The following is a 25,196-nucleotide window of genomic DNA, read 5'->3' as shown; positions in this document are numbered from 1 at the left end:
CTATTGTCGACCGAACTCCTTATGCGCGGCCTGTTTCGCCGCCCGCGCGCGCCGCGGGCAGGATGGAGGCATGCTGCATGTTCCGAAGGCTCGCCCCGGCGACCGCATCGCCGTCCTCTCGCCCGCTTTCGCCGCGCCCGCGGTCGGGCCCGAGGTGCACGAGCAGGCGATGCGACGTCTGCGCGAGCTGACCGGACTCGTCCCCGTCGAGTACTCGACCACGAGGCAGCTCGATGCGAGTCCCCGAGCGCGCGCCGCCGACATGAACTCGGCGCTCGCCGATCCCGGCATCCGTGCGATCATCGCCACCATCGGCGGCAGCGATCAGATCCTCGTGACGCCGCACCTCGACCCGGCGCTCGCCGCTGCCGACCCAAAGCCCTTCCTCGGGTACAGCGACAACACCAACATCCTGAACTGGCTGTGGCGGCGCGGCGTCGCCGGCTTCTACGGCGGCTCCACCCAGGTGCATCTGGGGGCGGGGCCCGCGGTCGATGACGTGCACCTGCGCGCGCTGCGCGCCGCACTGCTCGACGGCGGCGAGGTGGAGATCACCGAGCCGGGGGAGTCGGAGGACATCGGGCGGCACTGGGACGACCCGGCTGCCCTGACCGAGTACGGTGACCGCGAGCCGACCGAGCCGTGGACGTGGGCCGGACCCGGGAAGAGCGTGACAGGCCGCACGTGGGGCGGCTGCCTCGAGGTGGTGAACCAGCTCGCGCTCGCCGACCGGATGCCGTCGAACGACGAGCTCGCCGGCACGATTCTGATTCTCGAGACCAGCGAGCGGCTCACGCCGGCGCATCATGTCGCCGAGCAGCTGCGCGCCTACGGCGAGCGGGGACTGCTGGCCGCCGTCGCCGGGGTGCTGTTCGCGCGACCCGCCGTGAGCTCGTTCGAGGTGATGCCCACCGCGACCGAGAGATCGGCGCTGCGTGCCGCTCAGCGCGATGTCGTGCTCGAGACGCTCGACCGGTACAACCCGGATGCCGTGGTCTGCGTCGGCGTGCCCTTCGGGCACACGCGTCCGCAGTGGATCCTGCCCTACGGGGGTGAGATGACGCTCGACGGTCGGAACCGCGCGGTGACCGCGCGGTTCTGACCCACCCGCGCTCAGCGCTGGGCGGCGACGCCCAGGTCGGCCTCGAAGTCGTGGTCCTTCGTCTCGGGCGACAGCCACAGGGCGATGAACGTCAGCACGGCCATGGCAGATAGGTACACGCCCACCAGCCAGGGCGAGCCGTCGCCGATGCGCCACAGCTCGACGGCGATCAGCGGAGCGACTGCGGCGCCGAGGATCGACGACACGTTGTACGCGATCGCCGAGCCGGAGTACCGCACGTTCGTGGGGAACAGCTCGGGCAGCAGGGCGCCCATCGGGCCGAAGGTGGCGCCCATCAGCAGGAAGCCGAGGATGAGGAAGCCCTGCACGACAGCCATCGTCAGCGCCGGGTCGTCCTGAGGCATGAGGAACAGGTTGAAGGTGAGGCCGAAGACGATGATCGCGCCGGTCACCCACAGCAGCAGTCGGCGTCGCCCGAACCGGTCGGCCCAGGGGCCGGAGAGCAGGGTGAAAATGCCGAAGAACACCACACCCACGATCTGCATGATCACGAACTGCGTGTAGCCGAAGCCGAGCCCGGGGTAGAACTGCGCCGCGAACGCTGACGCGTCGAAGGGCTTGCCGGACGCGTCAGCGGCCTGCTGTGCGGCGGCCGACGCCACCTCGAGCGAGCCGGCCTTGGTGCCGTAGGCGAGCGTGAAGTTCGTCATCAGGTAGAACAGCACGTAGGTAGCGAGCATGATGAACGTGCCGAGGATGAGCTGCTTCCAGTGGTGACGGAACACCGTCGCGAGCGGCAGCTTGCGGATGCGGCCGGTATCGGCCGCCCGCGTGAACGTCTCGGACTCGACGAGCTTGAGACGCACCCACAGGCCGATGATCACCATCACTGCCGAGAACAGGAACGGCACCCGCCAGCCCCAGCTGAGGAACGCCTCGGACTTCAGGGTCGCGTCGGTCTCGTGGGGGAGCAGCGCGTTGATCGCGAGGAAGATGCCGTTCGCGATGATGAAGCCCAGCGGTGCGCCGAGCTGCGGGAACGACCCGTACCAGGCGCGCTTGCCGGCAGGAGCGTTCTCGGTGGCCACCAGCGCGGCGCCCGACCACTCGCCGCCGAGCGCGAAGCCCTGAGCGAGACGGAGGATGAGCAGCAACAGGGCGGCCCACCAGTTGATCTGCTGGAACGTGGGCAGCAGGCCGATGAGGAAGGTCGCGATGCCCATCGTGAGCAGCGAGGCGACCAGGGTCGCCTTGCGACCGAACTTGTCGCCGAAGTGGCCGAAGATCATCGCGCCGATCGGACGCGCGACCATCGCCGCACCGAACACACCGAACGAGGCGAGCAGCGACGTGGTGTCGTTGCCCGTCGGGAAGAACAGCACGGGGAAGACGAGCACCGCCGCGGTCGCGTAGACGTAGAAGTCGTAGAACTCGATCGTCGTGCCCACGAGACTGGCCAGGATGACCCGCGAGCGCGGGTTGGCCGGGGCGATGGTCGTCGTCATATGCTGCTCCTCCGGTGGCTGGACCTCGAGGAGTCTATTGGCCCGGCGGGCCGGAGGCTCACCAGATGACGGCGATGCCCGCGTTCACCAGGGTGAGCAGGCCGATGCCCCAGAACAGCGCCGTGGGCACCTGACCGCTCTTGCGCTGTCGGGCCTGGCCGATGCCGAGGAAGGCGCCGATGATCAGCAGGATGACGAGCTTGGTGCCGATCTTGGCGTAGTTCATCTCGACGCCGTCGGGCAGGCCCCACGGCGCGGCGAGAGCCAGGCCGGCGACGGCGGCGATCGTGACGCCGATGTGCATCAGCTTGACGATCTCGCGCTTGCCGCCGAAGGCCTGCACGGCCCACGCTCCGAAGAGCACCGCGAAGCCGACGAGGTGAACGAACAGAACGATGTGGCGCAGGGTCTCCATGACCCCAGGCTAGCCGGTCTGCCCGCGGCGGTCAGACGCGCAGCGCGCGGACGACCAGCGCGGTGCGCAGCGCCGCGTCCGCGGCCTCGGCGCCCTTGTCCTCCTTCGAGCCCGAAAGGCCCGCACGGTCGAGACCCTGCTGCTCGTCGTCGAGGGTGAGCACGCCGAAGCCGACCGGCTTGCCGGCATCCAGGGCGACCCTGCTGAGCCCGTCGGTCGTCGCCGAGGACACGTACTCGAAGTGCGGCGTGCCACCGCGGATGATCACGCCGAGCGCGACCACGGCATCCGCCCCGCCGGCGAAAGCCGCCTGAGCGGCGACGGCCAGCTCGAACGACCCGGGCACGCGCACCAGCGTGTGCGCGGCACCCGCCTCGTCGAGCACGCGCTGCGCGCCGGCGATGAGGCCGTTCGAGATCGTCTCGTGCCAGGTTCCCGCGATCACGACGACGCGCAGACCGCTGCCGTCGACCGGGGTGTCCGGGGTGGGGGCTCCTGCGCCGCTCATGCGTCGTCCTTTCCGAGGGCGTGGGCGAGCTCGTCCGCGCCGATGATGTGACCCATGCGATCGCGCTTGGTCTCGAGGTACTGGTGGTTGTTGGGGCCGACGCCGACGATCAGCGGCACCTGCTCGATCACGTCGAGCCCGAGGGCCTGCAGCTTCTCGACCTTGTCGGTGTTGTTGGTGAGCAGGCGCACCTTCGAGATGCCGAGATCGGTGAGGATGCCGGCGGCCGCGGCGTATTCGCGCGCGTCGGCGGGCAGACCGAGGGCGAGGTTGGCATCGACCGTGTCGAGGCCCTCCTCCTGCAGCGCGTATGCGCGCAGCTTGTTGATCAGCCCGATGCCGCGCCCCTCGTGGCCGCGCATGTAGATGACCACGCCGCCCTCCTCGTCGATGCGGTCGAGAGCCGCCTGCAGCTGCGGGCCGCACTCGCACTTCTGAGACGCGAACGCCTCGCCGGTGAGGCACTCGGAGTGCACGCGCACCAGCGCCGTCTCGCCGGGCGTGCCCGAGACGACCGCGATGTGGTCGGTGCCGCTGATGCGGTCCTTGTACGCGAGGAAGCGGAAGGTGCCGTGGTCTGTCGGCACGTTGGCGTCGGCGCGCAGGCTGACCCGGCGGCCGGATCTGCGCGCGAGGCAGTCGGCCTCGTCGCGCGGGTCGACCTCGTTCAGATGAGCGATGAGCTGCTCGATGGTGATCACCGGCACCCCCTCACGCGCGCCGAGCTCGAGCAGCGCCGGCAGGCGCATCATGCTGCCGTCGTCGGCCACCACCTCGGCGATCGCTCCGACCGGCTGCAGGCCCGCGAGCCGCATCAGCTCGACCGCCGCCTCGGTGTGACCGCCGCGTTCGCGCACGCCGCCGTCGACGGCGCGCAGCGGCAGGATGTGGCCAGGACGGATCAGGCTGGTCGGGGTCGACGCCGGGTTCGCCAGCACGTTCAGGGTCAGCGCCCGGTCGTGCGCGCTGATGCCCGTCGTGACGCCCTCGGCCGCGTCGACACTCACCGTGTACGCCGTCGTGCGGGCGTCTTCGTTCGTCTCGACCATGGGGGGCAGGTTCAGCTGGTCGGCGAGGTCGGCCGGCAGCGGGGCGCAGATGAGGCCAGACGTCCAGCGCACCATCCAGGCCATCGTCTCGGCCGTCGCGAGTTCGGCGGAGATGATGATGTCACCCTCGTTCTCGCGGTTCTCGTCGTCGGCGACGATGATCGGCTTGCCGGCGCGCAGCGCGTCGAGGGCGTCGGAGAGAGGGGAAAGGCTCATCGCGAGCCTCCTTCCGGGGCGGAGCGGAACGCGAGCAGGCGCTCGACATGACGGGCGAGGATGTCGGTCTCGAGGTTGACGATGTCGCCGGGCTCGAGCGTGCCGAGGATGGTGGCGTCGAGCGTCTCGGGGATCAGCGAGACCTCGAACCAGTGCTCGTCCTGCACGACTGCGCCCGGCGCGCTCACGGCACTCACCGTGAGCGAGGTGCCCGCGACACTGATCGAGCCCTTGTCGACCACGAGCGGGGCGAGCTCGGCGGGCAGGCTGATGCGCAGCACGCGCCACTGGGCACCGGGCCTGACCTCGAGCACGGTGCCGACGCCGTCGACGTGGCCCTGCACGATGTGGCCGCCCAGGCGCGCGCCGACCGGCATCGCCTTCTCGATGTTCACCCGGGTGCCGACCTGCACGGCGCCCAGAGCCGACACGTCGAGGGTCTGCTTCATGACGTCGGCGTCGAAGGTCGTCTCGGTCGAGCCGACGACGGTGAGGCACACACCGCTGACGGCGATGGACTCGCCGTGCACGGCATCCGCCGCGGCCTTCGGCGCGTGCACGGTGAGCCGCCATCCGTCGCCCGATGCCGAGATCGCGGCGATCTCGCCGATCTCCTCGATGATTCCGGTGAACATCAGCTTCCTTCCTGTCCCGCGACGGGGGCCGTGGCGGGGTGTGCGGTGGCGACCAGGGCGTCCTCTCCCGCGACGGGGGCCGTGGCGGGGTGTGCGATGGCGAGCAAATCGGCGCCGAGGGGCAGCCACTGCTCCACCCGCAGGTGCAGCGCGTCGCCGATCGAGGCGACGCCGATGTCGGTGAGTGCGAGCCGTTCGCCGCCGAGCAGCATCGGCGCGATGTAGGCCAGCACGGTGTCGGCGACGCCGGCGGCGATGAACGCGCTCGCCAGCGTCGGTCCGCCCTCGACGAAGACGCGCTGCACACCGCGGTCGCGCAGATCGGCGAGCACGGCCGACAGGTCTCTCGTGTCGTAGAACAGCGGGGCGTTCGGGTGCCGGTGCACGGCGGCGTCGGCGGGGGTGGCGCGCGAGCCGATCACCACAGGAACCGGCTGGTGCGGGTACAGGGCGTCACCGTCGCGGGCGGTGAGTGCGGGGTCGTCGGCGAGCACTGTTCCGGTGCCCGCCACGATCGCGTCGGCCCGGGCTCGGCGACGGTGCACGTCGGCGCGGGCGTCGGGGCCGGTGATCCACTGGCTGGTGCCGTCGGATGCCGCGGCCCTGCCGTCCAGGCTCTGCGCCCACTTCACGGTGACGTGCGGGCGACCCAGCCGCTGCACGGTCAGCCAATCGGCGATGAGCCGGCGAGAGGCATCCGCCTGCTCACCCGCGACCACCTCGACACCCGCTGCGCGCAGTCGGTCCGCGCCGCCGCTGGAGACGTCTCCCGGATCGCCCGTGGCGTAGACGACGCGGCTGACGCCCGCATCGATCAGCGCCTGCGCGCACGGGCCGGTGCGTCCGGTGTGGTTGCACGGCTCGAGCGTGACGACGGCGGTCGCACCGGATGCCTCTCCCGGGGCGAGCTTCGAGAGCGCGTCGACCTCGGCGTGCGGGGTGCCCGCGCCGCGGTGCCAGCCCTCGGCCAGCACGGTGCCTGCGGGGGAGAGGATGACGGCGCCCACCTGCGGGTTCAGTCCCCGCGGCCCGTTCGCCGCGAGCGCGAGGGCGCGATGCATGGCGTCGCGCTCAGCCTCGGTCACAGCCATCGGTCATCCTTCTCTGGGTTCCCGGGGTCTGCAGCGCACGCGTACGCCACGTGCTGCCTCTCTTCCGGACTAGCGAGCGGATGCTCGCATCACCGTCGGTTCCGGATTTCCACCGGATCGGCGCCTGTCGCCAGGCGTTCGCGGACTGTCACCGCCGGTTCGGATTCACACCGACCCCGGAGCACGTTGATGCTCAGAGTCTAGTCAACGTGCCCCCGGATGATTCATTCCCCGTCTTGCCGCCGTCATTTCAGCAGCCGGGAGAGCCGGCGGTCGGCGAGCACCTTGCCGCCCGTCTGGCAGGTGGGGCAGTACTCCAGCGACCGGTCGGCGAAGAACACGCTGCGCACCGTGTCGCCGCACACCGGACACGCCTCACCCCGACGGGCGTGCACCTGCATGCCTCGCCGCTTCGCGTCCTTCAGGTCCGCCGGCGGCTTGCCCGCGGCCTCGTCGATCGCCTCGCGAAGCGTGCCCTGCATCGCGTCGTACAGCCGGTCGACGTCGGCGTCGTCGAGGTTCGCGGCGGGCGCGTAGGGCGACATCTTCGCCGCATGCAGGATCTCGTCGCTGTACGCGTTGCCGATGCCGGCGATGAGGCCCTGGTCGCGGAGGAGCCCCTTGATCTGGGTGCGGCGACCGGCGAGAAGCGCGGCGAACGCCTCGCGTGTGAAGGCGGGGTCGAGCGGGTCGGGGCCGAGGCGGGCGATGCCGGGCACATCGCCCGGGTGACGAGCGACGTAGACCGCGAGTGACTTCTTCGTGCCCGCCTCAGTGAGGTCGAACCCGCTGCCGTCGTCGAGCGCCACGCGCACCGCGATCGGGCTGCGACCCGGCTTGATGAGGGTGGTCGGCAGCTCGTCGTACCAGCGCAGCCACCCGGCCTTCGCGAGGTGGAAGATGAGGTGGAGCTCGTCGCCGAGCGCCAGGTCGATGAACTTGCCGTGCCGCGCGACGGCGGTGATCCGGGCATCCTGCAGGGCGGTGACCGGCGGGTCGAACGTCTTCAGCGCGGCGATCGCCGCCACGCTGACGCGCGTGACCGTGCGTCCCACCGCTCGCGCGGCGAGGAAGTCGACCAGTCCCTGCACCTCCGGCATCTCGGGCATGCCGTCATCCTGTCACGCGCGAGGCCGGCCGAGGGCGGTTCACAGTACCGGCCACTCGACCGGTACGCGGTCGTCGGAGGCGAGCAGCCCCGCGATCCAGCCGTCATCGCGGCCGCGCGGGTTGCTGAGCCCCTGGCGCAGCGTTCCCTCGTAGCGGAAGCCGAGCGCCCGCGCGGTGCGGGCCGACGGCAGATTCCCCACGACGGCGCGCCAGGTGATCCGCACGAGCCCGAGGTCGTCGAACGCATAGTCGATCACGGCTCGCGCCGCCTCGGTCATGATGCCCTGCCCGCGGAAGTCGGCGACTCCCCAGAAACCCAGTTCGGCCTCGCCGCCGCGCGAGGGAGCGGTGATCCGATGCAGCCCGATCATGCCCGCGAGCACGCCGCCCTTGCGAATCGCCCACACCGTCTCGACGCCGTCCGCCCACCATCCGGCGACGAGGTCGACGAAGTCCGCCGCATGCTGTGGCGTGTAGGGACTCGGCACGGTCGTCCAGCGCGGCACCTCGGGATCCTGACAGGCCGCGCTGATCGCATCGATGTCGGCGCCGGTCGGGATGCTGAGCACGAGTCGCTCGGTGTGCAGGGAGACGGGGTCCATCCCGCCACGGTATCCGCAGCCCGCCGGCGGATATCCTGGAGGTCGGTGCGCGGCGGTCGGCGGTGCCCAGAAGGAGGCGGTCGTGGCGGTGCAGCACACCTCGCCTCGCGGCGTGCTCGCGTCGGTGCTCGCATCCGTGCTGTTCGGGGTGATCTTCTTCCTCGCGGGCGTGCTGAGCTCATCCGCCGAGGTGGTGTTCGCGTGGCGCATCCTCGTGACCTTCGCCTGCTACGCGCTCGCCCTGGCGCACCCGCTCGCCCGTGAGCAGCTGCGCGTACTCGGCCGGCGACTGCGCGCACGGTGGTGGATGCCGCTGCTCCTGGTCGGCCTCGCCGCCATCATCGGCTTCCAGCTCTGGCTCTTCATGTGGGCGCCCATGCACGGGCACGCCCTGGACACCTCCCTCGGCTACCTGCTGCTGCCGATCTGCCTCGTCCTCGGCGGTCGCTTCCTCCTGGGGGCGCCGGTGAGCCGGATGCAGTGGCTCGTCGTCTCTCTCGCCGCCGTCGCCGTTGCGGTGAAGGTCGCGGCCACCCCGCAGCTGTCGTGGGTGACGCTGGCGATCTGCCTGCCGTACACCGTCTACTTCGTGGTGCGGCAGCGCTTCGGACTCGACGGCCCGATCGTCTTCGGCGCCGAATCGCTGCTGATGGTGCCGCTCGCGGTGATCTTCCTCGTCACCGCCGCACCCGGCGTCATCTCCGGTGCCGAGCTCTCGGGTCTCGTGGGCATCGGGCTGGCCAGCGCGGCGGCCATGTCGCTCTATCTCGCGGCGGCGACCCTGCTGCCGCTGCCCGTGTTCGGTCTGCTCAGCTACGTCGAGCCCGTGCTGCTCGTCTGCGTCGCGCTGCTGCTTGGCGAGCGGATGCAGGGCGCGGACGCGCTCGTCTACCTCATCCTCGCCGTGGCCCTCGCGGTGCTGGCGGTGGAGGGCTTCCGCGGCTCGAGGCGCAGCCGCCGAGGGCGCCGTGATCTGCCGCTGCCGAGTGATCCGGGTGCGCCGGGGGTCGGCGAGCCCGATGCGATGCGCTGAGCAAGCGGGAGCGGGCCGACGTGTCGACGGTCACGACTAGAATCGTCCGGTGACTGTTCCGGGGATTCTACGCGCCTTGGAAGAGGCGAACCTGTACCGTGACGCCCTCACCTGGGCGCAGACCGATGCCGAGATCTCGGCGGTCGACGGGCTCGACGTCCCGATCATCGCGGGGCTGCTGCGCAAGCGCGTGTCGGCCGGCAGGCCGGCATCCGCCCTCGTCATCGCGCCCACCGGCCGTCGCGCGGAATCGGTCGCCGCGGCGCTCGCCGCGTATCTGGAGGACGCCGAGATCCTCACCTTCCCCGCGTGGGAGACCCTGCCGCACGAGCGGCTGAGCCCGAGCCCCGACACGGTCGGCAAGCGTCTCGACGCGCTGCGTCGCATCGTGACCTGGACAGGCGAGAGGCCGCTCGTCGTGGTCGCCTCGGTGCGCGCCGCCCTGCAGCCGCTCGCTTCGAATCTGGGCGACGCGGCACCGGTCGAGCTGCGGGTCGGCGGGCGGGGGATCGAGCTCGATGACGCGGTCGAGCAGCTGATCGAGCGCGCCTACTCGCGCGTCGACATGGTCTCGCGCCGGGGCGAGTTCGCGGTGCGCGGTGGCATCCTCGACGTCTTCCCGCCGACGGCCGATCACCCGCTGCGGGTGGAGTTCTTCGGTGACGAGGTCGACCAGATCCGCGCCTTCTCGGTCGCCGACCAGCGCTCCCTGCCCGGCGAGGTGGCATCGGTGTCGCTCGCCGCGAGCCGTGAGCTGCTGCTCACCGCCGAGGTGCGTGAGCGCGCCGGCGAGCTGGTGGGCCGCTTCCCGGCAATGTCGGCGATGCTCGAGAAGATGTCGCAGGGCATCCCCGTCGAGGGCATGGAGTCGCTGCTGCCTGTCGTCGCAGGTCCGCTGATGACGCTGGCCGAGTACCTTCCGGAGGGCTCGGCCACGGCCGTCGTCGATCCGGAGCGCGCCAGTTCGCGCGCGCACAACCTCGGCGAGACGAACCGCGAGTTCCTCGAGGCGGCGTGGAGCGCGGCGACCTCGGGCGCCTCGGCTCCGATCGACCTCGGGGCGGGTGACTTCCTCAGCCTGGCGCGCATGCGCGAGATCGTGCACGAGCGCGACGGCGTGTGGTGGCGGGTCACGCCGTTCGCCGTCGACGACGACGCGGCCGAGAACCTCGACGCCTCGATCATCCCGTCGTTCCACGGAAACGTCGACGGTGCGATCGCGTTCGTCGAGGCGCGGCTCGCCGAGGGCTGGCGCGTCGTCGTCATCGCGGCGGGCCAGGGGCTGGTCGAGCGGGCGCGCGACGTGCTCAGCGACCGCGGCCTCGCCGCGCGCATCGTCGACCGTCTGGTCGACGAGCCCGAGGCCGGTGTGGCGACGCTGGTCGCGGGATCGGTCGAATCGGGTTTCCAGGTGCCGGATGCCCGGATCGCCGTGCTCACCGACAACGAGTTCTACGGCCGCACCATCGGCGGCGACCAGCGGACGGTGAAGAAGCTCGCGTCGCGCCGCCGCAACGTCGTCGACCCCCTGCAGCTGAAGCCGGGCGACTTCGTCGTGCACTCCACGCACGGCATCGGCCGCTTCGTCGAGATGACCAAGCGCGAGGTGTCGTCGGGCGGACGCAACGCCGTGAAGACGACGCGCGAGTACCTCGTGCTGGAGTACGCGCCCTCGAAGCGCGGGTACCCGGGCGACAAGCTCTTCGTGCCCACCGACCAGCTCGACATGCTCTCGAAATACGTCGGCGGTGAGGCGCCCACCCTGTCGAAGATGGGCGGCAGCGACTGGGCGGCGGCCAAGGGCAAGGCGCGCCGGGCGGTGCGCGACATCGCCGTCGAGCTGGTCAAGCTGTACTCGGCGCGGATGAGCTCGAAGGGGCACGCCTTCGGCCCCGACACGCCCTGGCAGCGAGAGCTGGAGGAGGCGTTCCCGTTCGCCGAGACCCACGACCAGCTGCAGACGATCGAAGAGATCAAAGCCGACATGGAGCGGCCCATCCCGATGGACCGCCTGCTCTCGGGTGACGTCGGCTTCGGCAAGACCGAGGTCGCGGTTCGCGCCGCCTTCAAGGCCATCCAGGAGGGCAAGCAGGTCGCGATGCTCGTGCCGACCACCCTGCTCGTCAAGCAGCACTTCGAGACCTTCACCGAGCGGTTCGCCGGCTTCCCGGTGCAGGTGCGACCGCTTTCGCGGTTCCAGAGCGACAAGGAGGCGCGGCTCACGCTGCAGGGTCTGCTCGACGGGTCGGTCGACATGGTCATCGGCACGCACCGCATCCTCACCGAGCAGGTGCTCTTCAAGGACCTCGGTTTGATGATCATCGACGAGGAGCAGCGCTTCGGCGTCGAGCACAAGGACGCGCTGAAGAAGTTGAAGACGAACGTCGACATCCTCGCCATGAGCGCCACGCCCATCCCGCGCACCCTCGAGATGGCGGTCACCGGCATCCGGGAGATGTCGACGCTGCAGACGCCGCCGGAGGACAGGCATCCGATCCTCTCGTTCGTCGGCCCGCGCAGCGACAAGCAGATCGCCGCGGCGATCCGCCGCGAGATCCTGCGCGAGGGGCAGGTGTTCTTCGTGCACAACCGCGTGCAGTCGATCCAGCGCGTCGCGTCGGAGCTCGCCGAGCTCGTGCCGGAGGCGCGGATCGCGGTGGCGCACGGCAGGATGGGCGAGCATCAGCTCGAGCAGGTCGTCGACGACTTCTGGGAGCGCAAGTACGACGTGCTCGTCTCGACCACCATCATCGAGACCGGTCTCGACATCTCCAACGCCAACACGATCATCATCGACCGGGCCGACAAGTACGGCCTGTCGCAGCTGCACCAGCTGCGCGGACGCGTGGGCCGCGGGCGCGAGCGCGCGTACGCGTACTTCCTGTACGACGACACGAAGCCGCTGAGCGAGACCGCAGCCGACCGTCTGCAGACCATCGCGGTGAACAACGACCTGGGCTCGGGTATGCAGGTGGCGCTGAAGGACCTCGAGCTGCGCGGTGCGGGCAACCTGCTCGGCGCCGAGCAAGCCGGCCACATCGCCGGGGTCGGGTTCGACCTGTACCTGCGGATGATCGGCGAGGCGGTGGCGACCTTCCGCGGCGAGGACACGAACTCCGAGGTCGAGCTGCGTCTCGAGCTGCCCGTGGATGCCCGCATCCCCGAGTACTACATCGACAGCGAGCGGCTGCGGCTGGAGGCCTATCAGAAGCTGTCGTCGGCGGCCACGGTGTCGGCCGCTGACGACGCGATCGACCTCGTGGTCGAGGAGCTCGTCGACCGGTACGGTGCGTTCCCCGACGAGGTCACCACGCTGGTGAAGGTGGCGCGTCTGCGCCGGCGCGCCGCGCGAGCCGGGCTGTCGGATGTCGTGGCGATGGGATCGAACCTGCGCATCGCGCCGGCCCGCTTCGAGGACTCGATGAAGGTGCGCCTGCAGCGGCTGTACCCGAAGGCGAAGCTCGTCGGCGGAGGAGAAGCGCTGGTCGTGCCGATGCCCACGGACTCCGATCTCATCGAGTGGGTCGGCAACCTCTTCACCGCGATGTTCCCCGAGCCGGCGAAGGCGGAGCCGGCGGTCGTCTGATCCGCTGGCGGCGCGACAGACCCGCACTTCTACGCACAGTAGAATTACGGGGTGAGCGCTGACCGAGATCCCTGGGTGCTGGAGGCGTCGCGCCCCAAGACGCCGTCGCGCCGGCCCGACCTGTCCTTGGTGCCGAAGCGGGCACTGTACGTGCTCGGGCTGCTCGCCGCCGCACGCGCACTCGGGCTCGTGCTCATCGCCGAGGCCGTGGCGCGTGGGATCGCCGGCCTCGCGGCATCCGGGCTGACACCCGACGCCACCCGCGCCATCCTCATCCTGGGCGTGACGGGAGCGCTGCTGCGGGCCGGGGCGGAATGGGCGACATCCGTCGTCTCCCGCCGCGTCGCAACCCACGTCAAGCGCGACCTGCGCAGCCGCCTGTGGGGTCGCATCGTCGAGGGCGACCGCGCCGGCGGCGGCACCGCCGTGCTCGCCGCGGACGGTCTCGACGACCTCGACGACTACTTCATCCAGTCGCTGCCCGCCCTGATCGGCGCGGCGGTCGTGCCCGTGCTGGTGGGCGTGCGGATCCTCGGTGCCGACTGGCTCAGCGCGCTCATCATCGTGATCACCGTGCCGCTGGTGCCGCTGTTCATGATCCTGATCGGCCGGCACACGCAGCAGCGCACCGACGCCGCGCTCACGGCACTCACCCGTCTCGCTGATCACCTCACCGAGCTCGCCCGCGGTCTGCCCGTGCTCGTCGGGCTGGGCCGCGTCGACGAGCAGACGCGTGCTCTCGACGGCATCCAGCGTCGCTATCGCCGGCACACCGAGGAGACGCTGCGCTGGGCGTTCCTGTCGGCGCTCGCCCTCGAGCTCATCGCCACGATCTCGGTGGCGGTGGTGGCCGTGTTCCTCGGCCTGCGTCTGCTCAACGGCACGATGGGGCTGGAGCCGGCGCTCATCGCGCTGATCCTCGCGCCGGAGTGCTTCACCGCCCTGCGCGACGTCGGCACGGCCTTCCACGCGTCGCAGGACGGACTGTCCGCTCTCGAGCGCGCGAAGGCGATGCTCGGAGCGCCGGCGCGGCACGACGTGCGCGTCGACCCGTCGGGCCGGACGCGCGTCGATGCGCTGACGGTCACGTACCCGGGCCGGCAGACACCCGCCCTGCGCGAGGTGACGGCAGAGATCTCGGGGATCACGGCGGTGACCGGACCGAGCGGCGCAGGCAAGTCGACCCTGCTCGGCGCGCTGGCCGGGGTGCTGCCCGCCGATGCGGAGATCTCGGGGGCGGTGCGCGGGGTCGATCCGGATGCTGTGGCCTGGGCGCCTCAGGCACCGCGCGCCTTCGCCGCCACGCCGCGCGACGAACTGGCGCTGTACGGAGCGGGGCCGGAGGCGCTCGACGAGCTGGGCCTCGGGCGGCTCGCTGACGCGGCGGTCGCCGAGCTCAGCCCGGGGGAGCAGCGCCGGCTGGCCGTCGCGCGCGCCCTCGCCCGGGTGGATGCCGGCGCGCGTCTTCTCGTTCTCGACGAGCCCACCGCGCACCTCGACCCCGTCGCGGCCGACCTCGTGCGCGCCGCGGTGCGACGTCGCGCCGGGCGCTGCACGATCGTGCTCGCCAGTCACGAGCCCGACACCCTGGCCCTCGCCGACCGGTTCGTCCCGGTAGGCGACTCGGTGCACGACGCGGCTGCCGACCGGGTCGATGGCGAACCTCAGGAGGACTCGGGATCCGACGGACGGACCGAGACCGGGCATCCGTCGGCGTCGTCGTCCCCCCTCACAGTGCCGCCGGCAGCGGGTCGGCGCAGCCTCACCCTCGCCTCCCTGCTTCGCCCGCACGCCTGGCTGTGGGCGGCGTCGATGGCGCTCTCCGCGCTCGCCGCCGGACTCGCGGTCGCGCTCACCGCCGTCTCGGGCTGGCTGATCGTGCGCGCCAGCGTCGAGGAGTTCATCATGTACCTCCTCGTCGCGATCGTCGGCGTGCGCGCGTTCGGCATCGGGCGTGCTGTCGGACGCTACGCCGACCGACTCGTCACCCACCGTGCGACCTTCCTCGTGGTGGATGCGCTGCGCCTGCGACTGTGGCGGGCCATCGCCGCTCGAGGTGCCGGCTCACGGCGTCTGCTCGAGGGCGGCGCCCCGCTCGACTACCTCGTCACGCTCGCCGACGACCTGCGCGACCAGCTGCCGCGCGTCGTGCCGCCGCTCGGCGCGGGCGTGCTCGTGGTCGCAGGCACCGTCGTCACGGCGGCGTTCGTCACCCCGCACCTCACCGTGCTGGTCGCCGCGGTGCTCATCGCCGCCGTCGTCATCGCGTCGGTGCTCGCCGTCGTCAGCGAGCGCGGCGCCGCCGCTGATCGCGTCGCCGCCCGGTCGGCCATCGTGCGCTCGACCGCCGTCCTCGCCTCCGCCGCCGACGACCTGCGCGGCAACGCGGTCGCGCCCGTCGCACTGCGCCGGCTCGACGCGCACGCGCGGCAGCTCGCCTCGGCGGAGCGCCGCGCCGCGTGGTCGGCGGGACTGGGCACGGCCGTCGTGACCATCGCCACCACGATGCTCGCCGTGCTCGTTCCGGTGCTCTCTCCCGACCTGCCGGCCGAGTCCGCGTCGGTCGTCGCACTGCTCTCGCTGGCCCTGCTCGAGCCGCTCGCCGCCCTCGTCGCCGCGATGCATCGCCTGCCGGCGCTGCAGACGCTGCTGCGTCGTCTCGATGTCGTGCTGCGGCCGGCGCCGAGCCCGGCGTGGGGGACGACGACACCGGATGCCGTCACACACCTCGCGCTCGAAGCGGTGACGGTCTCGTATCCCGGCGCTGCCGCCCCGGCGGTGTCGGACGTGACCGCCGAGGTGGATCGCGGCCGGTGGCTCGTGCTCGACGGGCCGTCGGGATCCGGCAAGTCCACGCTGCTCTCGGCGATGATGGGCGCGCTGCCGGTGGCATCCGGAGAGATCACCGCCGACCGGCTGCCGATCACGACCTTCGACGAGCGGGCGTGGCGCAGCCGGGTCGCGTGGTGCCCGCAGGATGCCTACGTCTTCGACTCCACGCTGCGCGGCAACCTGCTGCTGGCACGCGATCGCGACGACGCACCCGACGACGATGCGCTGCGCGGTGTGCTCGCGCACGCGGGTCTCGCCGACCTGCTGGGTGCGCTCGGCGGCGACCTCGAGGCCCGGGTCGGCCCCGGAGGCTCGGCACTGTCGGGAGGCGAGCGTCAGCGGCTCGCCGTGGCGCGGGCCCTGCTCACTCGTGCCGAGGTCATCCTGCTCGACGAGCCGACCGCCCACCTCGATCGGCCGACCGCCGCGGCGATGATGGGCGACGTCCGCGATGCCACCGCCGAGCGCATCGTCGTTCTCGTCTCGCACCGCACAGCGGATCGGCGTGACGGCGACGCGGTCGTGCGGCTCGGCGCGCGTGCCGCCTCCGCTCATCTGATGCGGGCGAACACGCGGAGGTAGGGGGCGCTCCCGCGTCAGCCGGCGAGCCGCCGGAACCGGTCGCTCACCCGCATCGACCCGGACACCGGCTGATCGGCGCCGGGCACGCCGCTCGCACCGACCTGCAGGATCGCCCTGGCGAGCACCTCGTCGCGCACCTCCCGGCGCGCGTGATCGTCGGCGAGCATCTCCACGAGCGCTGCGACCTCGACTTCCGCACGCGCCGCGATCGGGAACCACGGCAGTGCCGACCGCCAGGCGCGGAACGCGAGCAGCAGCAGATCGTGCCGCTGCTCGACGTGCGCGCGCTCGTGCGCGATCACCGCGGCCAGCTCATCCGGATCGAGGCGATCGAGCAGTCCCTGGGAGAGCACGGTGACCGACCTCGGCCCGTTCGGCAGGCAGTAGGCCATCGGGACCGCATCGTCGATCACCCGCGTGCGCGCGCGGGTCGGATGCGGAGAGGTCAGCATCTCGAGAAGTGCGAGATGGCGGCGGCGCTGCTTCGTCACCTGCACGATCGTCGCGCCGAGGTGGGTGAGCAGGTAGATGGTGAACAGGGCGGCGGGGATCGGCGCGAGCCATGGATGCCCGGGCAGCGCCGCGTGACCGGCGAGAGCCAGCGCCGCGATCATCGAGAACCCGCCGGCCAGGCCGATCGCCTGCCACAGCAGCAGTGCCATCACGGGCGCGCGCATCGGCCATGACGCGCGTGACAGGGCCACCGGCACCGGCCAGGCGAGCCCGACCGCGAACAGTCCCAGCACGACCGCGCCGAAGATGACGACGCCGTGCGGGATCACCAGCGCCCCGCTCTGCGCCGTGTCGGCCGCGACCGTCAGCATGGCTCGTCGATCAGCATGGCTCGTCGTTCCGCACGGTGCCTCGGTCAGCCCGAGCGGCCGAGCAGCTGGCGCAGCACGGCGGCATCCTCGGGGGAGACCCCGCCGACGAACCGCTCGAGCACAGCGGTGCGGTCACCGGCGTCGCCGAGCACGGAGTGCATGAGCTCTGCGACATGATCCGCGCGGGAGGCGACGGCGGTGTAGCGGTGCGGGCGAGCCGAGCGGTCGGAGGCGACGAAGCCCTTCTTCTCCAGGCGCGACAGCACGGTCAGCAGAGTGGTCACGGCCAGCGACCGCCCCGCTGCCTCGAGCTGGTGCTGGACGTCGTAGGCGCTCAGCGCCGCGTCGGCTTCCCAGATGGCATCCATCACGGCTCGTTCGAGCTCTCCGAGCGTTCCCATCAGCGCATCCCTCCTCCGTCGGATTATCTCCGGCTCTTCGATTCTACTCCCTGTCGAATTTGTTCTATCGTGTGTCGAAGAAGTTCTACGAGACGTAGAATAGTCGTGGCGGGATCGACCGCCGCCCCTTCGCGAACGGAGAAACCGCGTGGACGTTCTCGACATCGCCCGCTGGCAGTTCGGCATCACGACCGTCTATCACTTCCTGATGGTGCCGCTGACTCTCGGTCTCGGCATGATGGTCGCGATCATGCAGACCCGCTGGGTGCGCACGGGAGACGAGAAGTTCCTGCGCATGACGAAGTTCTGGGGCAAGGTCTACCTGATCAACTTCATCGTCGGCGTCGCCACCGGCCTCGTGCAGGAGTTCCAGTTCGGCATGGCGTGGAGCGAGTACTCCCGCTTCGTCGGCGACGTGTTCGGTGCACCCCTGGCGATGGAGGGGCTGCTCGCCTTCTTCGTGGAGTCCACCTTCCTCGGCATCTGGATCTTCGGCTGGGGACGACTCCGCAAGGGCCTGCACCTCGCGGCGCTGTGGTGCGCGGTGATCGGATCGTGGATCTCGGCGTTCTTCATCATCGTCGCCAACTCGTGGATGCAGCACCCGGTCGGCGTCGAGATGGGCGCCGACGGTCGCCCCGTGATGACCGACGTGTGGGCCGTGCTCACCAACAACACCGCGCTCGCCGCCTACACCCACACGATCTTCGGGGCCCTGGTGGTGGCGGGCATGTTCCTGCTCGGCATCTCCTGGTACCACCTGTGGCGGCGCCGCCACGACGGCATCGACTCGGTCGACGCGACCGGTCGCGTGATCGTCGGACAGGCGGATGCCGTACCAGGACGCGACAAGAAGGACCACGGCGTCTGGATCTGGTCGCTGCGCTTCGGCGCGATCGTGGCCATCGCCGGGTTCCTCGGCACCGTGGCATCCGGCGACATCCAGGGCAAGCTGATGTACGAGCAGCAGCCGATGAAGATGGCGGCGGCGGAGGCCGCCTGCCACACCGGCTCCTCGTTCTCGGTGCTCTCCCTCGGCGACCCGGGGTCGACGGACTGCGCCGACGTGATCACCCTCATCGAGATCCCCGGCGTGCTGGGCTTCCTGGGCACCGGCGAGTGGGGTGCGGACATGCCCGGCATCAACGATCTCGAACCGCAGTACGTCGACCAGTACGGCAAGACGATCCCCGATGACGCGCTCTACGGCGACATGGCCGGCACCGACGTGCAGTACGTGCCGGTGATGTGGGTCACCTACTGGGGCTTCCGGCTGATGATCGGCCTCGGCGGGGTCGTCGCCTTCGGCGGCGTCGTCGCGCTGTGGCTGACCCGCAAGGGCACCGTGCCGCGCTCGCCGTGGATCATGCGCCTCGCGCTGCTCGGCATCGTCGCACCGTTCGCGGCCAACATCGCCGGCTGGATCTTCACCGAGCTCGGCCGCCAGCCCTTCGTCGTGGCGCCCAACCCCGACGCGACCGGCATCGACGGTGTGTTCATGTTCACCGCCGCGGCCGTCTCACCCGGCGTGACGGCAGGCGAGCTGCTGTTCTCGGTCATCACCCTCAGCGCCGTGTACGGCGTGATGCTCGTGATCGAGCTCTACCTGATGGTGAAGTACGTCCGCGGCGGCGTGGCCGCCTCGATGCCCGAACTCGCCGCACCCGGGCATCCGGATGACGGCGACGGCACCCGACCCGATCCCGACCGACGCGACGACGTGCTCGCCTTCGCATACTGACCGGCCCGAGAGGAACTGAGGAAATGGAACCGCTTCCCGTCGTCTGGTTCGTGGCGATCGCCGTGCTGTGGATCGGCTACCTGCTGCTGGAGGGCTTCGACCTCGGTGTGGGCATGCACATGGTGTTCTCCACCCGATCCGAGCGCGACCGTCGCGTGATGCTGAACACCATCGGTCCCGTCTGGGACGGCAATGAGGTGTGGCTGATCACCGCGGGGGCGGCGATGTTCGCCGCGTTCCCCGCCTGGTACGCCTCACTGTTCTCCACGCTGTACGTGCCGCTGACGATCACCCTGGTCGGTCTCATCGTGCGAGCCGTCGGCATCGAGTACCGCGGCAAGGTGCACACCGAGCGCTGGCGCACCCTGTGGACCTGGATGATCGGGCTCGGCTCTCTCATCGTCGCGTTCTGCATCGGGGCGGCGCTGGCACTGACCTCGACGGGTCTGCCCATCGACGCGAACGGCGACCGCGTCGGCGGACCGTTCGTCTGGCTGACGGTTCCCGCCGTGCTCGGCGGTCTCGCCGTGGTCGGCTTCGCGCTGCTGCACTCGGCGACCTTCCTCGGTCTCAAGGCCGACGGTCCGGTGCGCGAGCGGGCCGGACGCTTCGCCGCCCGCTGGGCGCCGCTGTGCATCGCCCCCGCGGCCGTGTGGGCGATCTGGGTGCAGGTGGCGCACGGCGGCAACGTGTTCGCCTGGACGCTCATCGTGTTCGCGGTGCTCGCCGCCGCCTTCGGCTGGCGGGCGGCGCGGGCGCGCCACGAGGGTCGCGCGTTCATCGGCTTCGCCGGGTTCGGGCTGTTCGGCGCCGCGGCCATCTTCGCCGGGATGTTCCCGCTGCTGCTGCCCTCGACGGTGGATGCCGCGTTCGACCTCACTGTCTGGAACGCCGCCAACGGGCCGTACACGCTCGGCGTGATGACGGTCGTTGCCGCCGTGTCGCTGCCGGTGATCCTGCTCTACCAGGCGTGGAGCTACTGGATCTTCCGCAAGCGGGTGACCCCCGGCATGATCCCCGAGGTGCACATCGTGCTGCCGGCGGTGCTGCGCGCCCGCTGAGGCAGCGCGGCGCCGACGCGCAGGGCTAGTCTGGCCGCATGATGTACGAGCACCTCGGGGCTCGGCCCCGCATCCACGACTCCGCCGTCGTGGCGCCGACCGCAGTGATCTCGGGAGACGTCGAGATCGGACCGAACTGCCAGGTGCTGCACGGCGCCGTGATCACCGCCGAGGGCGGGCCGATCACCCTCGGCGAGCATGTCATCGTGATGGAGAACGCGCTCATCCGCGCCACGGCGGCCGACGCCGTGCACATCGGCGATCACACCCTCGTGGGCACGCTGGCGAGCATCGCGGGTGCGACCGTCGGTGAGGAGGTGTTCCTGGCATCCGGCGCCCGCGTCTTCAACGGCTCGCTCATCGGGCCGCGCTGCGAGGTGCGGGTGAACGCGATCGTCCAGCGCCGCGCGGTGCTGCCGGAGGGCAGCGTCGTTCCGATCGGCTGGGTCGCGGTCGGCGACCCCGTGCAGCTGTTCTCGCCCGACCAGGCCGATGAGATCGCCGCCGCGATGCCCGCGCTCGACTTTCCCGGCCACGTGTTCGGCGTCGACCGCGACACCCCCGACCTGATGGTGCAGCTCACCGAGCGCTACGCGAGCTCGCTCGCCCGCCACGCCACCGACCGCCGCCTCTGAGCTCGGCGCCCCGCCCCGAACGCGAGAAACCACTTCCTGCGTGAGAAACGCGCTCTGGCGTGGTTTCTCGTGCAGGAAGTAGTTTCTCCGCGGATGACCGCGACGTGGCGTCGGGTCAGATGACGCCCTGCGCGAGCATCGCGTCGGCGACGCGCTCGAAGCCCGCGATGTTCGCGCCCGCGACGTAGTCGCCCGGGGTGCCGTAGCGCTCGGCCGCGCGGAACGACGCGTCGTGGATGTCGGCCATGATGTCGCGCAGCTTCTGCTCGCTGTTCGCGAAGTTCCAGCGCTGACGCGACGCGTTCTGGCTCATCTCGAGCGCGGAGGTCGCGACGCCACCGGCGTTCGCCGCCTTGCCGGGTGCGAAGAGCACCTCGGAGTCCTGGAACGCGCCGACGGCCTCGGGGGTCGACGGCATGTTCGCGCCCTCGGCGACCGCGCGCACGCCGTTGGCGATGAGCATGCGGGCGGAGTCCTCGTTCAGCTCGTTCTGCGTGGCCGAGGGCACGGCGATGTCGACCGGGGTCTCCCACACGTTGCCGCCTTCGACGAAGCGCGCACCGGGGCGGCGGTTCGCGTACTCGACGATGCGGGCGCGCTCGACCTCCTTGATCTGGCGCAGCAGGGCGAGGTCGATGCCGGCGTCGTCGACGATGTAGCCGGAGGAGTCGGATGCGGTGATGGCGCGTGCACCGAGCTGGGTGGCCTTCTCGATCGCGTAGATCGCGACGTTGCCCGAGCCCGAGACCGCGACGCGCTTGCCCTCGAGGCTCTCGCCGTGCACCGCGAGCATCTCCTGCACGAAGAACACCGCGCCGTAGCCGGTCGCCTCGGTGCGCACCTGCGCGCCGCCCCAGCCGATGCCCTTGCCGGTGAGGATGCCAGACTCGTGACGGTTCGTCATCTTGCGGTACATGCCGAACAGGTAGCCGATCTCGCGGCCGCCCACGCCGATGTCGCCCGCAGGCACGTCGGTGTGCTCGCCGATGTGGCGGAACAGCTCGCTCATGAACGACTGGCAGAAGCGCATCACCTCGGCCTCGCTCTTGCCGTGCGGGTCGAAGTTCGAGCCTCCCTTGCCGCCGCCGATGCCCTGTCCGGTGAGCGCGTTCTTGAAGATCTGCTCGAAGCCGAGGAACTTGATGATCGAGATGTTCACCGAGGGGTGGAAGCGCAGACCGCCCTTGTACGGGCCGAGCGCGGAGTTGTACTGCACGCGGTAGCCGCGGTTGACCTGCAGCTTGCCCGCGTCGTCGATCCATGGCACCCGGAAGATCACCTGGCGCTCGGGCTCGACGAGGCGCTCGAGCACGCCCTGATCGAGGTACTTCGGGTGCCGCTCGAGCACCGGGCCGATCGAGTGCAGCACCTCGTGCACCGCCTGGTGGAACTCCGGCTCATTCGGGTTGAGGCTGCGCACCGCGTCGAAGACGGGCTGTGCGGCATCGCTGAGCGGATGGAAGTCGGCAGTGTTCTCTGTCACGCGGGAAGCTTTCTGGTGGGGGATGGAGGAGTGCGATCGTGTCGCGTGATGCTTCGCCGGATCAGGCTGGAGCCTTCACTTTAGCTGGCAGGTCGTGCCCTCTCCGACGAGAAGTCGCAGGGGATGCTATCACCCGGTGTTCTGCAGACCAGCCGCGACTCCGCTGACCGAAAGCAGCAGCAGACGCTGCAGATCGGGGTCGGTCTCGCCCTGGATGTCGGAGCGCAGGGCGCGCAGCGCCCGAAGCTGAAGCAGCGACAGGGCGTCGACGTAGGGCGTGCGCAGCTGCACCGCGCGCTGCAGCACGGGCTTGTTGCCGAGCAGCTGCTCGCCGCCGGTGAGACGGATCACCCAGTCGCGGGTGAGGGCGAGCTCGTCGAGCACGATCTTCGCGAGGTCGTCGCGGTCGCCGAGCGAGAGGTACTCGCGGGCGATGCGCTCATCGGTCTTCGCCAGGCTCATCGCGACGTTGTCGACCATGGTGCGCAGCAGCGGCCAGTCGCGGTACGCCTCGCTCAGTCGAGCCTCGTCGCCGACGGCATCCAGCGCCGTCCCCAGGCCGAACCAGCCGGCGAGGTTGATCCGCGCCTGCGTCCAGGCGAACACCCACGGGATCGCCCTGAGGTCCTCGAGCGACTCGACCGACAGGCCGCGACGTGCCGGACGCGAGCCGAGGGCGAGCAGCCCGATCTCCTCCATCGGCGTGACGGTCGCGAACCACGGCGCGAACCCGTCGGCGGCGACGAGCGAGAAGAACCGCTCGCGCGACGCGGTGTCCATCGTCTGGGCGACGTCGGCGAACCGCTCGGCGGCGCCGCTGGTGCGCTGCTCGACGGAGGGGGAGGACGCGAGCAGCGTCGCCGCGGCCACCTGATCGATGTGGCGCATCGCGATCGCCGGCTCGCCGTAGCGGGCGAAGATGACCTCACCCTGCTCGGTGAGCTTGAAGCGGCCGTCGACGGAGTGCGGCGGCTGCGCGAGGATCGCGGAGTTGGCAGGTCCCCCGCCGCGGCCGAGCGCCCCGCCGCGACCGTGGAACAGGGTGAGCCGGATGCCCGACTCCTTCGCCCACAGGGCGATCTGCCGCTGCGCCTCGTAGAGGGCGAGGTTCGCGGCCACCGGGCCGACGTCCTTCGACGAGTCGGAGTAGCCGAGCATGACCTCGAGCCGGTCCCCGGTGGCGTCGAGGCGGGCGCGGAACTCGGGGAACCGCACCACCTCGGCGAGGATGGCGGGGGCGGCCTGCAGATCGGCGAAGGTCTCGAACAGCGGGACGACGTCCAGCACCGGCGCGTCGTCGCCCAGGGCGTACGCCGCGAGGCGGTGCACGTTTGCGAGGTCCTGCGCGGACTGCGTGAACGAGACGACGTAGCGTCCGGCGGCCCGCAGTCCGTAGCGCCGCTGGATGTCGGCGACCGCGCGGAACACATCGAGCACCTCCTCGGTCTGCGCGCTGAGCTCGCCGCCGGCGTCCAGCTCCTCGAGAGCCTGCCGGTGCACCTTCGAGTGCTGCCGCACCTCGAGCTCGGTGAGGTGGAACCCGTACGTCTCCACCTGCCAGATCACGTGCTGCATGCCGCCGAACGCGTGGCGGCGCGCCCCGGCATCCGCCAGTGACGACTGCACCGCCCGCAGGTCGGCGAGCAGCTCCTCGGGGGCGCTGTAGGCGCCGTCCTGCTCGGTGCGGGTCGCGTGCACGCGGTGCACGAGTGCGAGCATCACGCGCCGGTGCGGCTCGGACGGCGAGCGGGTCGCGATCTCGTCCGCGAGCTCCGGATGCCCGTCGGCGAAGCGCTGCCAGATCGCGCTGACCTCGTCGCTCGGCGGGGTGTCGGCGGCGTCGAGGGTAAGCGAGCGGCCGATGCGGTCGAGTGCCCGCTCGAGCCCGCGCAGCACGTGCTCGGACGCGATCTGCGCGGCCTCCCTCGTGACGGCGGCGGTGACGAACGGGTTGCCGTCGCGGTCACCGCCGACCCACGAGCCGACGCGCACGAACGCGGGGACGACGGGCGCGCTCGCGCCGGACTCGTCGCCGCGCAGCGCGTCGTCGATGCGGCGGTACACGTGCGGCACGGTGCTGAAGAGCGTCTCGTCGAACACCCCCATCACGGTGCGGACCTCGTCGGTCGGGGTGGGCTTCTGCGCACGCAGCGGAGCGGTGCGCCACAGCGTGTCGATCTCCTCGAGCATCCTGCGGCGCGCGCGCCGCTCGTCGGCGCCGCCCTCGCTCGCGGCATCGTGCTCGGTGAGCAGCTCGGAGAGGCGGCGGATGCTGCCCGACACCGCACGGCGGCGTGCCTCGGTGGGGTGGGCGGTGAACACCGGGTGGAAGCGCAGCTCGGCGAGGCGTTCGCGAGCGGCATCCTCCCCGACCTCCTTCGTCAGCTGGGCGAAGGCGGTCGCGACGGTGTCGGTCGCGCCCTCGCGGGGCTGACCGGAGCGCTCGCGCAGGATGCGCACGCGCTGGTGCTCCTCGGCGAGGTTGACGAGGTGGAAGTAGCAGGTGAAGGCCCGGGCGACCTCGTCGGCGCGCTCGATCGTGAACGAGTCCGCGATCTCGGCGGCCCGCGTGAACGCGGCCCCGTCGTCGTCGACATCGGATGCCTGGATGGTCGCCAGTCGCAGCCGCTCCACATCCTCGAAGAGACCGGCGCTGCCCGACTCGCGCAGCACCTGCCCGAGCAGACCGCCGAGCATCCGGACATCCGCGCGCATCGCGTCGGGAATGCCGTGGGAGGCCTCGAATCGGGTGATGACGCGGATGGCTTCGGTGTTCGTGGGCTCGAGCGACATGCTTCGAGGGTAAACCGCTCGAACGGGGCCT

19 protein-coding genes and 1 riboswitch are annotated in these 25,196 nt (G+C 70.9%); of the genes, 7 read left to right on the top strand and 12 right to left on the bottom strand.

Annotated elements, in window-relative coordinates:
- Positions 1–70: 70 nt before the first annotated feature.
- Entirely contained in the window at positions 71–1,102 is a 1,032-nt protein-coding gene (locus tag H9633_RS02445) for a S66 family peptidase (RefSeq protein WP_191711962.1), read from the top strand.
- Between the two features lie 11 nt (positions 1,103–1,113).
- Here the strand turns inward: H9633_RS02445 and H9633_RS02440 are convergent, their stop codons facing one another.
- The 8 genes from H9633_RS02440 to H9633_RS02405 form a co-directional block, all read right to left on the bottom strand.
- Complete coding sequence (locus H9633_RS02440; RefSeq protein ID WP_191711961.1) at positions 1,114–2,568, bottom strand: MFS transporter; 1,455 nt, start codon at positions 2,566–2,568, stop codon at positions 1,114–1,116.
- Between the two features lie 58 nt (positions 2,569–2,626).
- Complete coding sequence (locus tag H9633_RS02435) at positions 2,627–2,983, bottom strand: Fe-S protein (protein WP_191711960.1); 357 nt, start codon at positions 2,981–2,983, stop codon at positions 2,627–2,629.
- Positions 2,984–3,014: 31 nt separating this feature from the next.
- Positions 3,015–3,491, bottom strand: coding sequence for a 6,7-dimethyl-8-ribityllumazine synthase (gene ribH, locus H9633_RS02430; protein WP_191711959.1), 477 nt, complete (start codon positions 3,489–3,491; stop codon positions 3,015–3,017).
- Complete coding sequence (locus H9633_RS02425; protein ID WP_071644538.1) at positions 3,488–4,756, bottom strand: bifunctional 3,4-dihydroxy-2-butanone-4-phosphate synthase/GTP cyclohydrolase II; 1,269 nt, start codon at positions 4,754–4,756, stop codon at positions 3,488–3,490. Before H9633_RS02425 ends, ribH begins: the two co-directional genes overlap by 4 nt.
- Positions 4,753–5,391, bottom strand: a complete 639-nt coding sequence (locus tag H9633_RS02420; RefSeq protein WP_071644537.1) for a riboflavin synthase — start codon at positions 5,389–5,391, stop codon at positions 4,753–4,755. The genes H9633_RS02425 and H9633_RS02420 overlap by 4 nt, the downstream gene beginning before the upstream one ends.
- Positions 5,391–6,482, bottom strand: coding sequence for a bifunctional diaminohydroxyphosphoribosylaminopyrimidine deaminase/5-amino-6-(5-phosphoribosylamino)uracil reductase RibD (gene ribD / locus H9633_RS02415; RefSeq protein WP_191711958.1), 1,092 nt, complete (start codon positions 6,480–6,482; stop codon positions 5,391–5,393). Before ribD ends, H9633_RS02420 begins: the two co-directional genes overlap by 1 nt.
- A 46-nt stretch (positions 6,483–6,528) precedes the next feature.
- Positions 6,529–6,671, bottom strand: a riboswitch (FMN riboswitch).
- 56 nt (positions 6,672–6,727) lie between these two features.
- On the bottom strand, positions 6,728–7,591 hold the full coding sequence (locus H9633_RS02410) for an Fpg/Nei family DNA glycosylase (protein ID WP_191711957.1): 864 nt from the start codon (positions 7,589–7,591) through the stop codon (positions 6,728–6,730).
- Between the two features lie 39 nt (positions 7,592–7,630).
- Entirely contained in the window at positions 7,631–8,194 is a 564-nt protein-coding gene (locus H9633_RS02405) for a GNAT family N-acetyltransferase (RefSeq protein ID WP_191711956.1), read from the bottom strand.
- Positions 8,195–8,276: 82 nt separating this feature from the next.
- Here H9633_RS02405 and rarD point away from each other — a divergent pair, with 82 nt between their 5' ends.
- Genes rarD through cydC form a run of 3 tightly spaced genes read left to right on the top strand, consistent with a single transcriptional unit; the run spans position 8,277 to position 16,227 of the window.
- Positions 8,277–9,227, top strand: coding sequence for an EamA family transporter RarD (rarD, locus tag H9633_RS02400; protein WP_191711955.1), 951 nt, complete (start codon positions 8,277–8,279; stop codon positions 9,225–9,227).
- A gap of 49 nt (positions 9,228–9,276) precedes the next feature.
- A complete protein-coding gene (mfd, locus tag H9633_RS02395; protein WP_191711954.1) occupies positions 9,277–12,813 on the top strand; it encodes a transcription-repair coupling factor in 3,537 nt (1,178 codons plus the stop codon).
- Positions 12,814–12,864: 51 nt separating this feature from the next.
- Positions 12,865–16,227 carry a thiol reductant ABC exporter subunit CydC gene (cydC, locus tag H9633_RS02390; protein WP_318247173.1) on the top strand — a complete coding sequence of 1,121 codons (3,363 nt, stop codon included), beginning with the start codon at positions 12,865–12,867 and terminating at the stop codon, positions 16,225–16,227.
- Between the two features lie 14 nt (positions 16,228–16,241).
- Here the strand turns inward: cydC and H9633_RS13110 are convergent, their stop codons facing one another.
- Entirely contained in the window at positions 16,242–17,051 is an 810-nt protein-coding gene (locus tag H9633_RS13110) for a M56 family metallopeptidase (RefSeq protein WP_191711953.1), read from the bottom strand.
- Between the two features lie 44 nt (positions 17,052–17,095).
- Positions 17,096–17,452 carry a BlaI/MecI/CopY family transcriptional regulator gene (locus H9633_RS02380; protein ID WP_071640522.1) on the bottom strand — a complete coding sequence of 119 codons (357 nt, stop codon included), beginning with the start codon at positions 17,450–17,452 and terminating at the stop codon, positions 17,096–17,098.
- A gap of 148 nt (positions 17,453–17,600) precedes the next feature.
- Here H9633_RS02380 and H9633_RS02375 point away from each other — a divergent pair, with 148 nt between their 5' ends.
- The 3 genes from H9633_RS02375 to H9633_RS02365 are packed head-to-tail and all read left to right on the top strand — an operon-like array spanning position 17,601 to position 20,889.
- Positions 17,601–19,193, top strand: coding sequence for a cytochrome ubiquinol oxidase subunit I (locus H9633_RS02375; RefSeq protein ID WP_191711952.1), 1,593 nt, complete (start codon positions 17,601–17,603; stop codon positions 19,191–19,193).
- A 23-nt stretch (positions 19,194–19,216) separates the two neighbouring features.
- On the top strand, positions 19,217–20,254 hold the full coding sequence (gene cydB, locus H9633_RS02370; RefSeq protein ID WP_191711951.1) for a cytochrome d ubiquinol oxidase subunit II: 1,038 nt from the start codon (positions 19,217–19,219) through the stop codon (positions 20,252–20,254).
- A gap of 38 nt (positions 20,255–20,292) precedes the next feature.
- Positions 20,293–20,889 carry a gamma carbonic anhydrase family protein gene (locus H9633_RS02365; protein ID WP_191711950.1) on the top strand — a complete coding sequence of 199 codons (597 nt, stop codon included), beginning with the start codon at positions 20,293–20,295 and terminating at the stop codon, positions 20,887–20,889.
- Between the two features lie 115 nt (positions 20,890–21,004).
- On the opposite strand, the gene gdhA is transcribed toward H9633_RS02365, so the two are convergent.
- Complete coding sequence (gene gdhA / locus H9633_RS02360) at positions 21,005–22,309, bottom strand: NADP-specific glutamate dehydrogenase (protein WP_404802963.1); 1,305 nt, start codon at positions 22,307–22,309, stop codon at positions 21,005–21,007.
- A gap of 192 nt (positions 22,310–22,501) precedes the next feature.
- Complete coding sequence (locus H9633_RS02355; RefSeq protein ID WP_191711948.1) at positions 22,502–25,165, bottom strand: phosphoenolpyruvate carboxylase; 2,664 nt, start codon at positions 25,163–25,165, stop codon at positions 22,502–22,504.
- Positions 25,166–25,196 lie beyond the last annotated feature (31 nt).

The organism is Microbacterium commune, assembly GCF_014836945.1.
Taxonomy (GTDB): Bacteria; Actinomycetota; Actinomycetes; order Actinomycetales; family Microbacteriaceae; genus Microbacterium; species Microbacterium commune.
This window is presented reverse-complemented; position numbering and strand designations above follow the sequence as displayed.

Bases quoted from the DNA above. Each gene is read 5' to 3' on its own strand.
- H9633_RS02445 (WP_191711962.1), top strand. From the start codon at position 71: ATGCTGCATGTTCCGAAGGCTCGCCCCGGCGACCGCATCGCCGTCCTC.
- H9633_RS02440 (WP_191711961.1), bottom strand. From the start codon at position 2,568: ATGACGACGACCATCGCCCCGGCCAACCCGCGCTCGCGGGTCATCCTG.
- H9633_RS02435 (WP_191711960.1), bottom strand. From the start codon at position 2,983: ATGGAGACCCTGCGCCACATCGTTCTGTTCGTTCACCTCGTCGGCTTC.
- ribH (WP_191711959.1), bottom strand. From the start codon at position 3,491: ATGAGCGGCGCAGGAGCCCCCACCCCGGACACCCCGGTCGACGGCAGC.
- H9633_RS02425 (WP_071644538.1), bottom strand. From the start codon at position 4,756: ATGAGCCTTTCCCCTCTCTCCGACGCCCTCGACGCGCTGCGCGCCGGC.
- H9633_RS02420 (WP_071644537.1), bottom strand. From the start codon at position 5,391: ATGTTCACCGGAATCATCGAGGAGATCGGCGAGATCGCCGCGATCTCG.
- ribD (WP_191711958.1), bottom strand. From the start codon at position 6,482: ATGGCTGTGACCGAGGCTGAGCGCGACGCCATGCATCGCGCCCTCGCG.
- H9633_RS02410 (WP_191711957.1), bottom strand. From the start codon at position 7,591: ATGCCCGAGATGCCGGAGGTGCAGGGACTGGTCGACTTCCTCGCCGCG.
- H9633_RS02405 (WP_191711956.1), bottom strand. From the start codon at position 8,194: ATGGACCCCGTCTCCCTGCACACCGAGCGACTCGTGCTCAGCATCCCG.
- H9633_RS13110 (WP_191711953.1), bottom strand. From the start codon at position 17,051: ATGCTGACGGTCGCGGCCGACACGGCGCAGAGCGGGGCGCTGGTGATC.
- H9633_RS02380 (WP_071640522.1), bottom strand. From the start codon at position 17,452: ATGGGAACGCTCGGAGAGCTCGAACGAGCCGTGATGGATGCCATCTGG.
- cydB (WP_191711951.1), top strand. From the start codon at position 19,217: ATGGAACCGCTTCCCGTCGTCTGGTTCGTGGCGATCGCCGTGCTGTGG.
- H9633_RS02365 (WP_191711950.1), top strand. From the start codon at position 20,293: ATGATGTACGAGCACCTCGGGGCTCGGCCCCGCATCCACGACTCCGCC.
- H9633_RS02355 (WP_191711948.1), bottom strand. From the start codon at position 25,165: ATGTCGCTCGAGCCCACGAACACCGAAGCCATCCGCGTCATCACCCGA.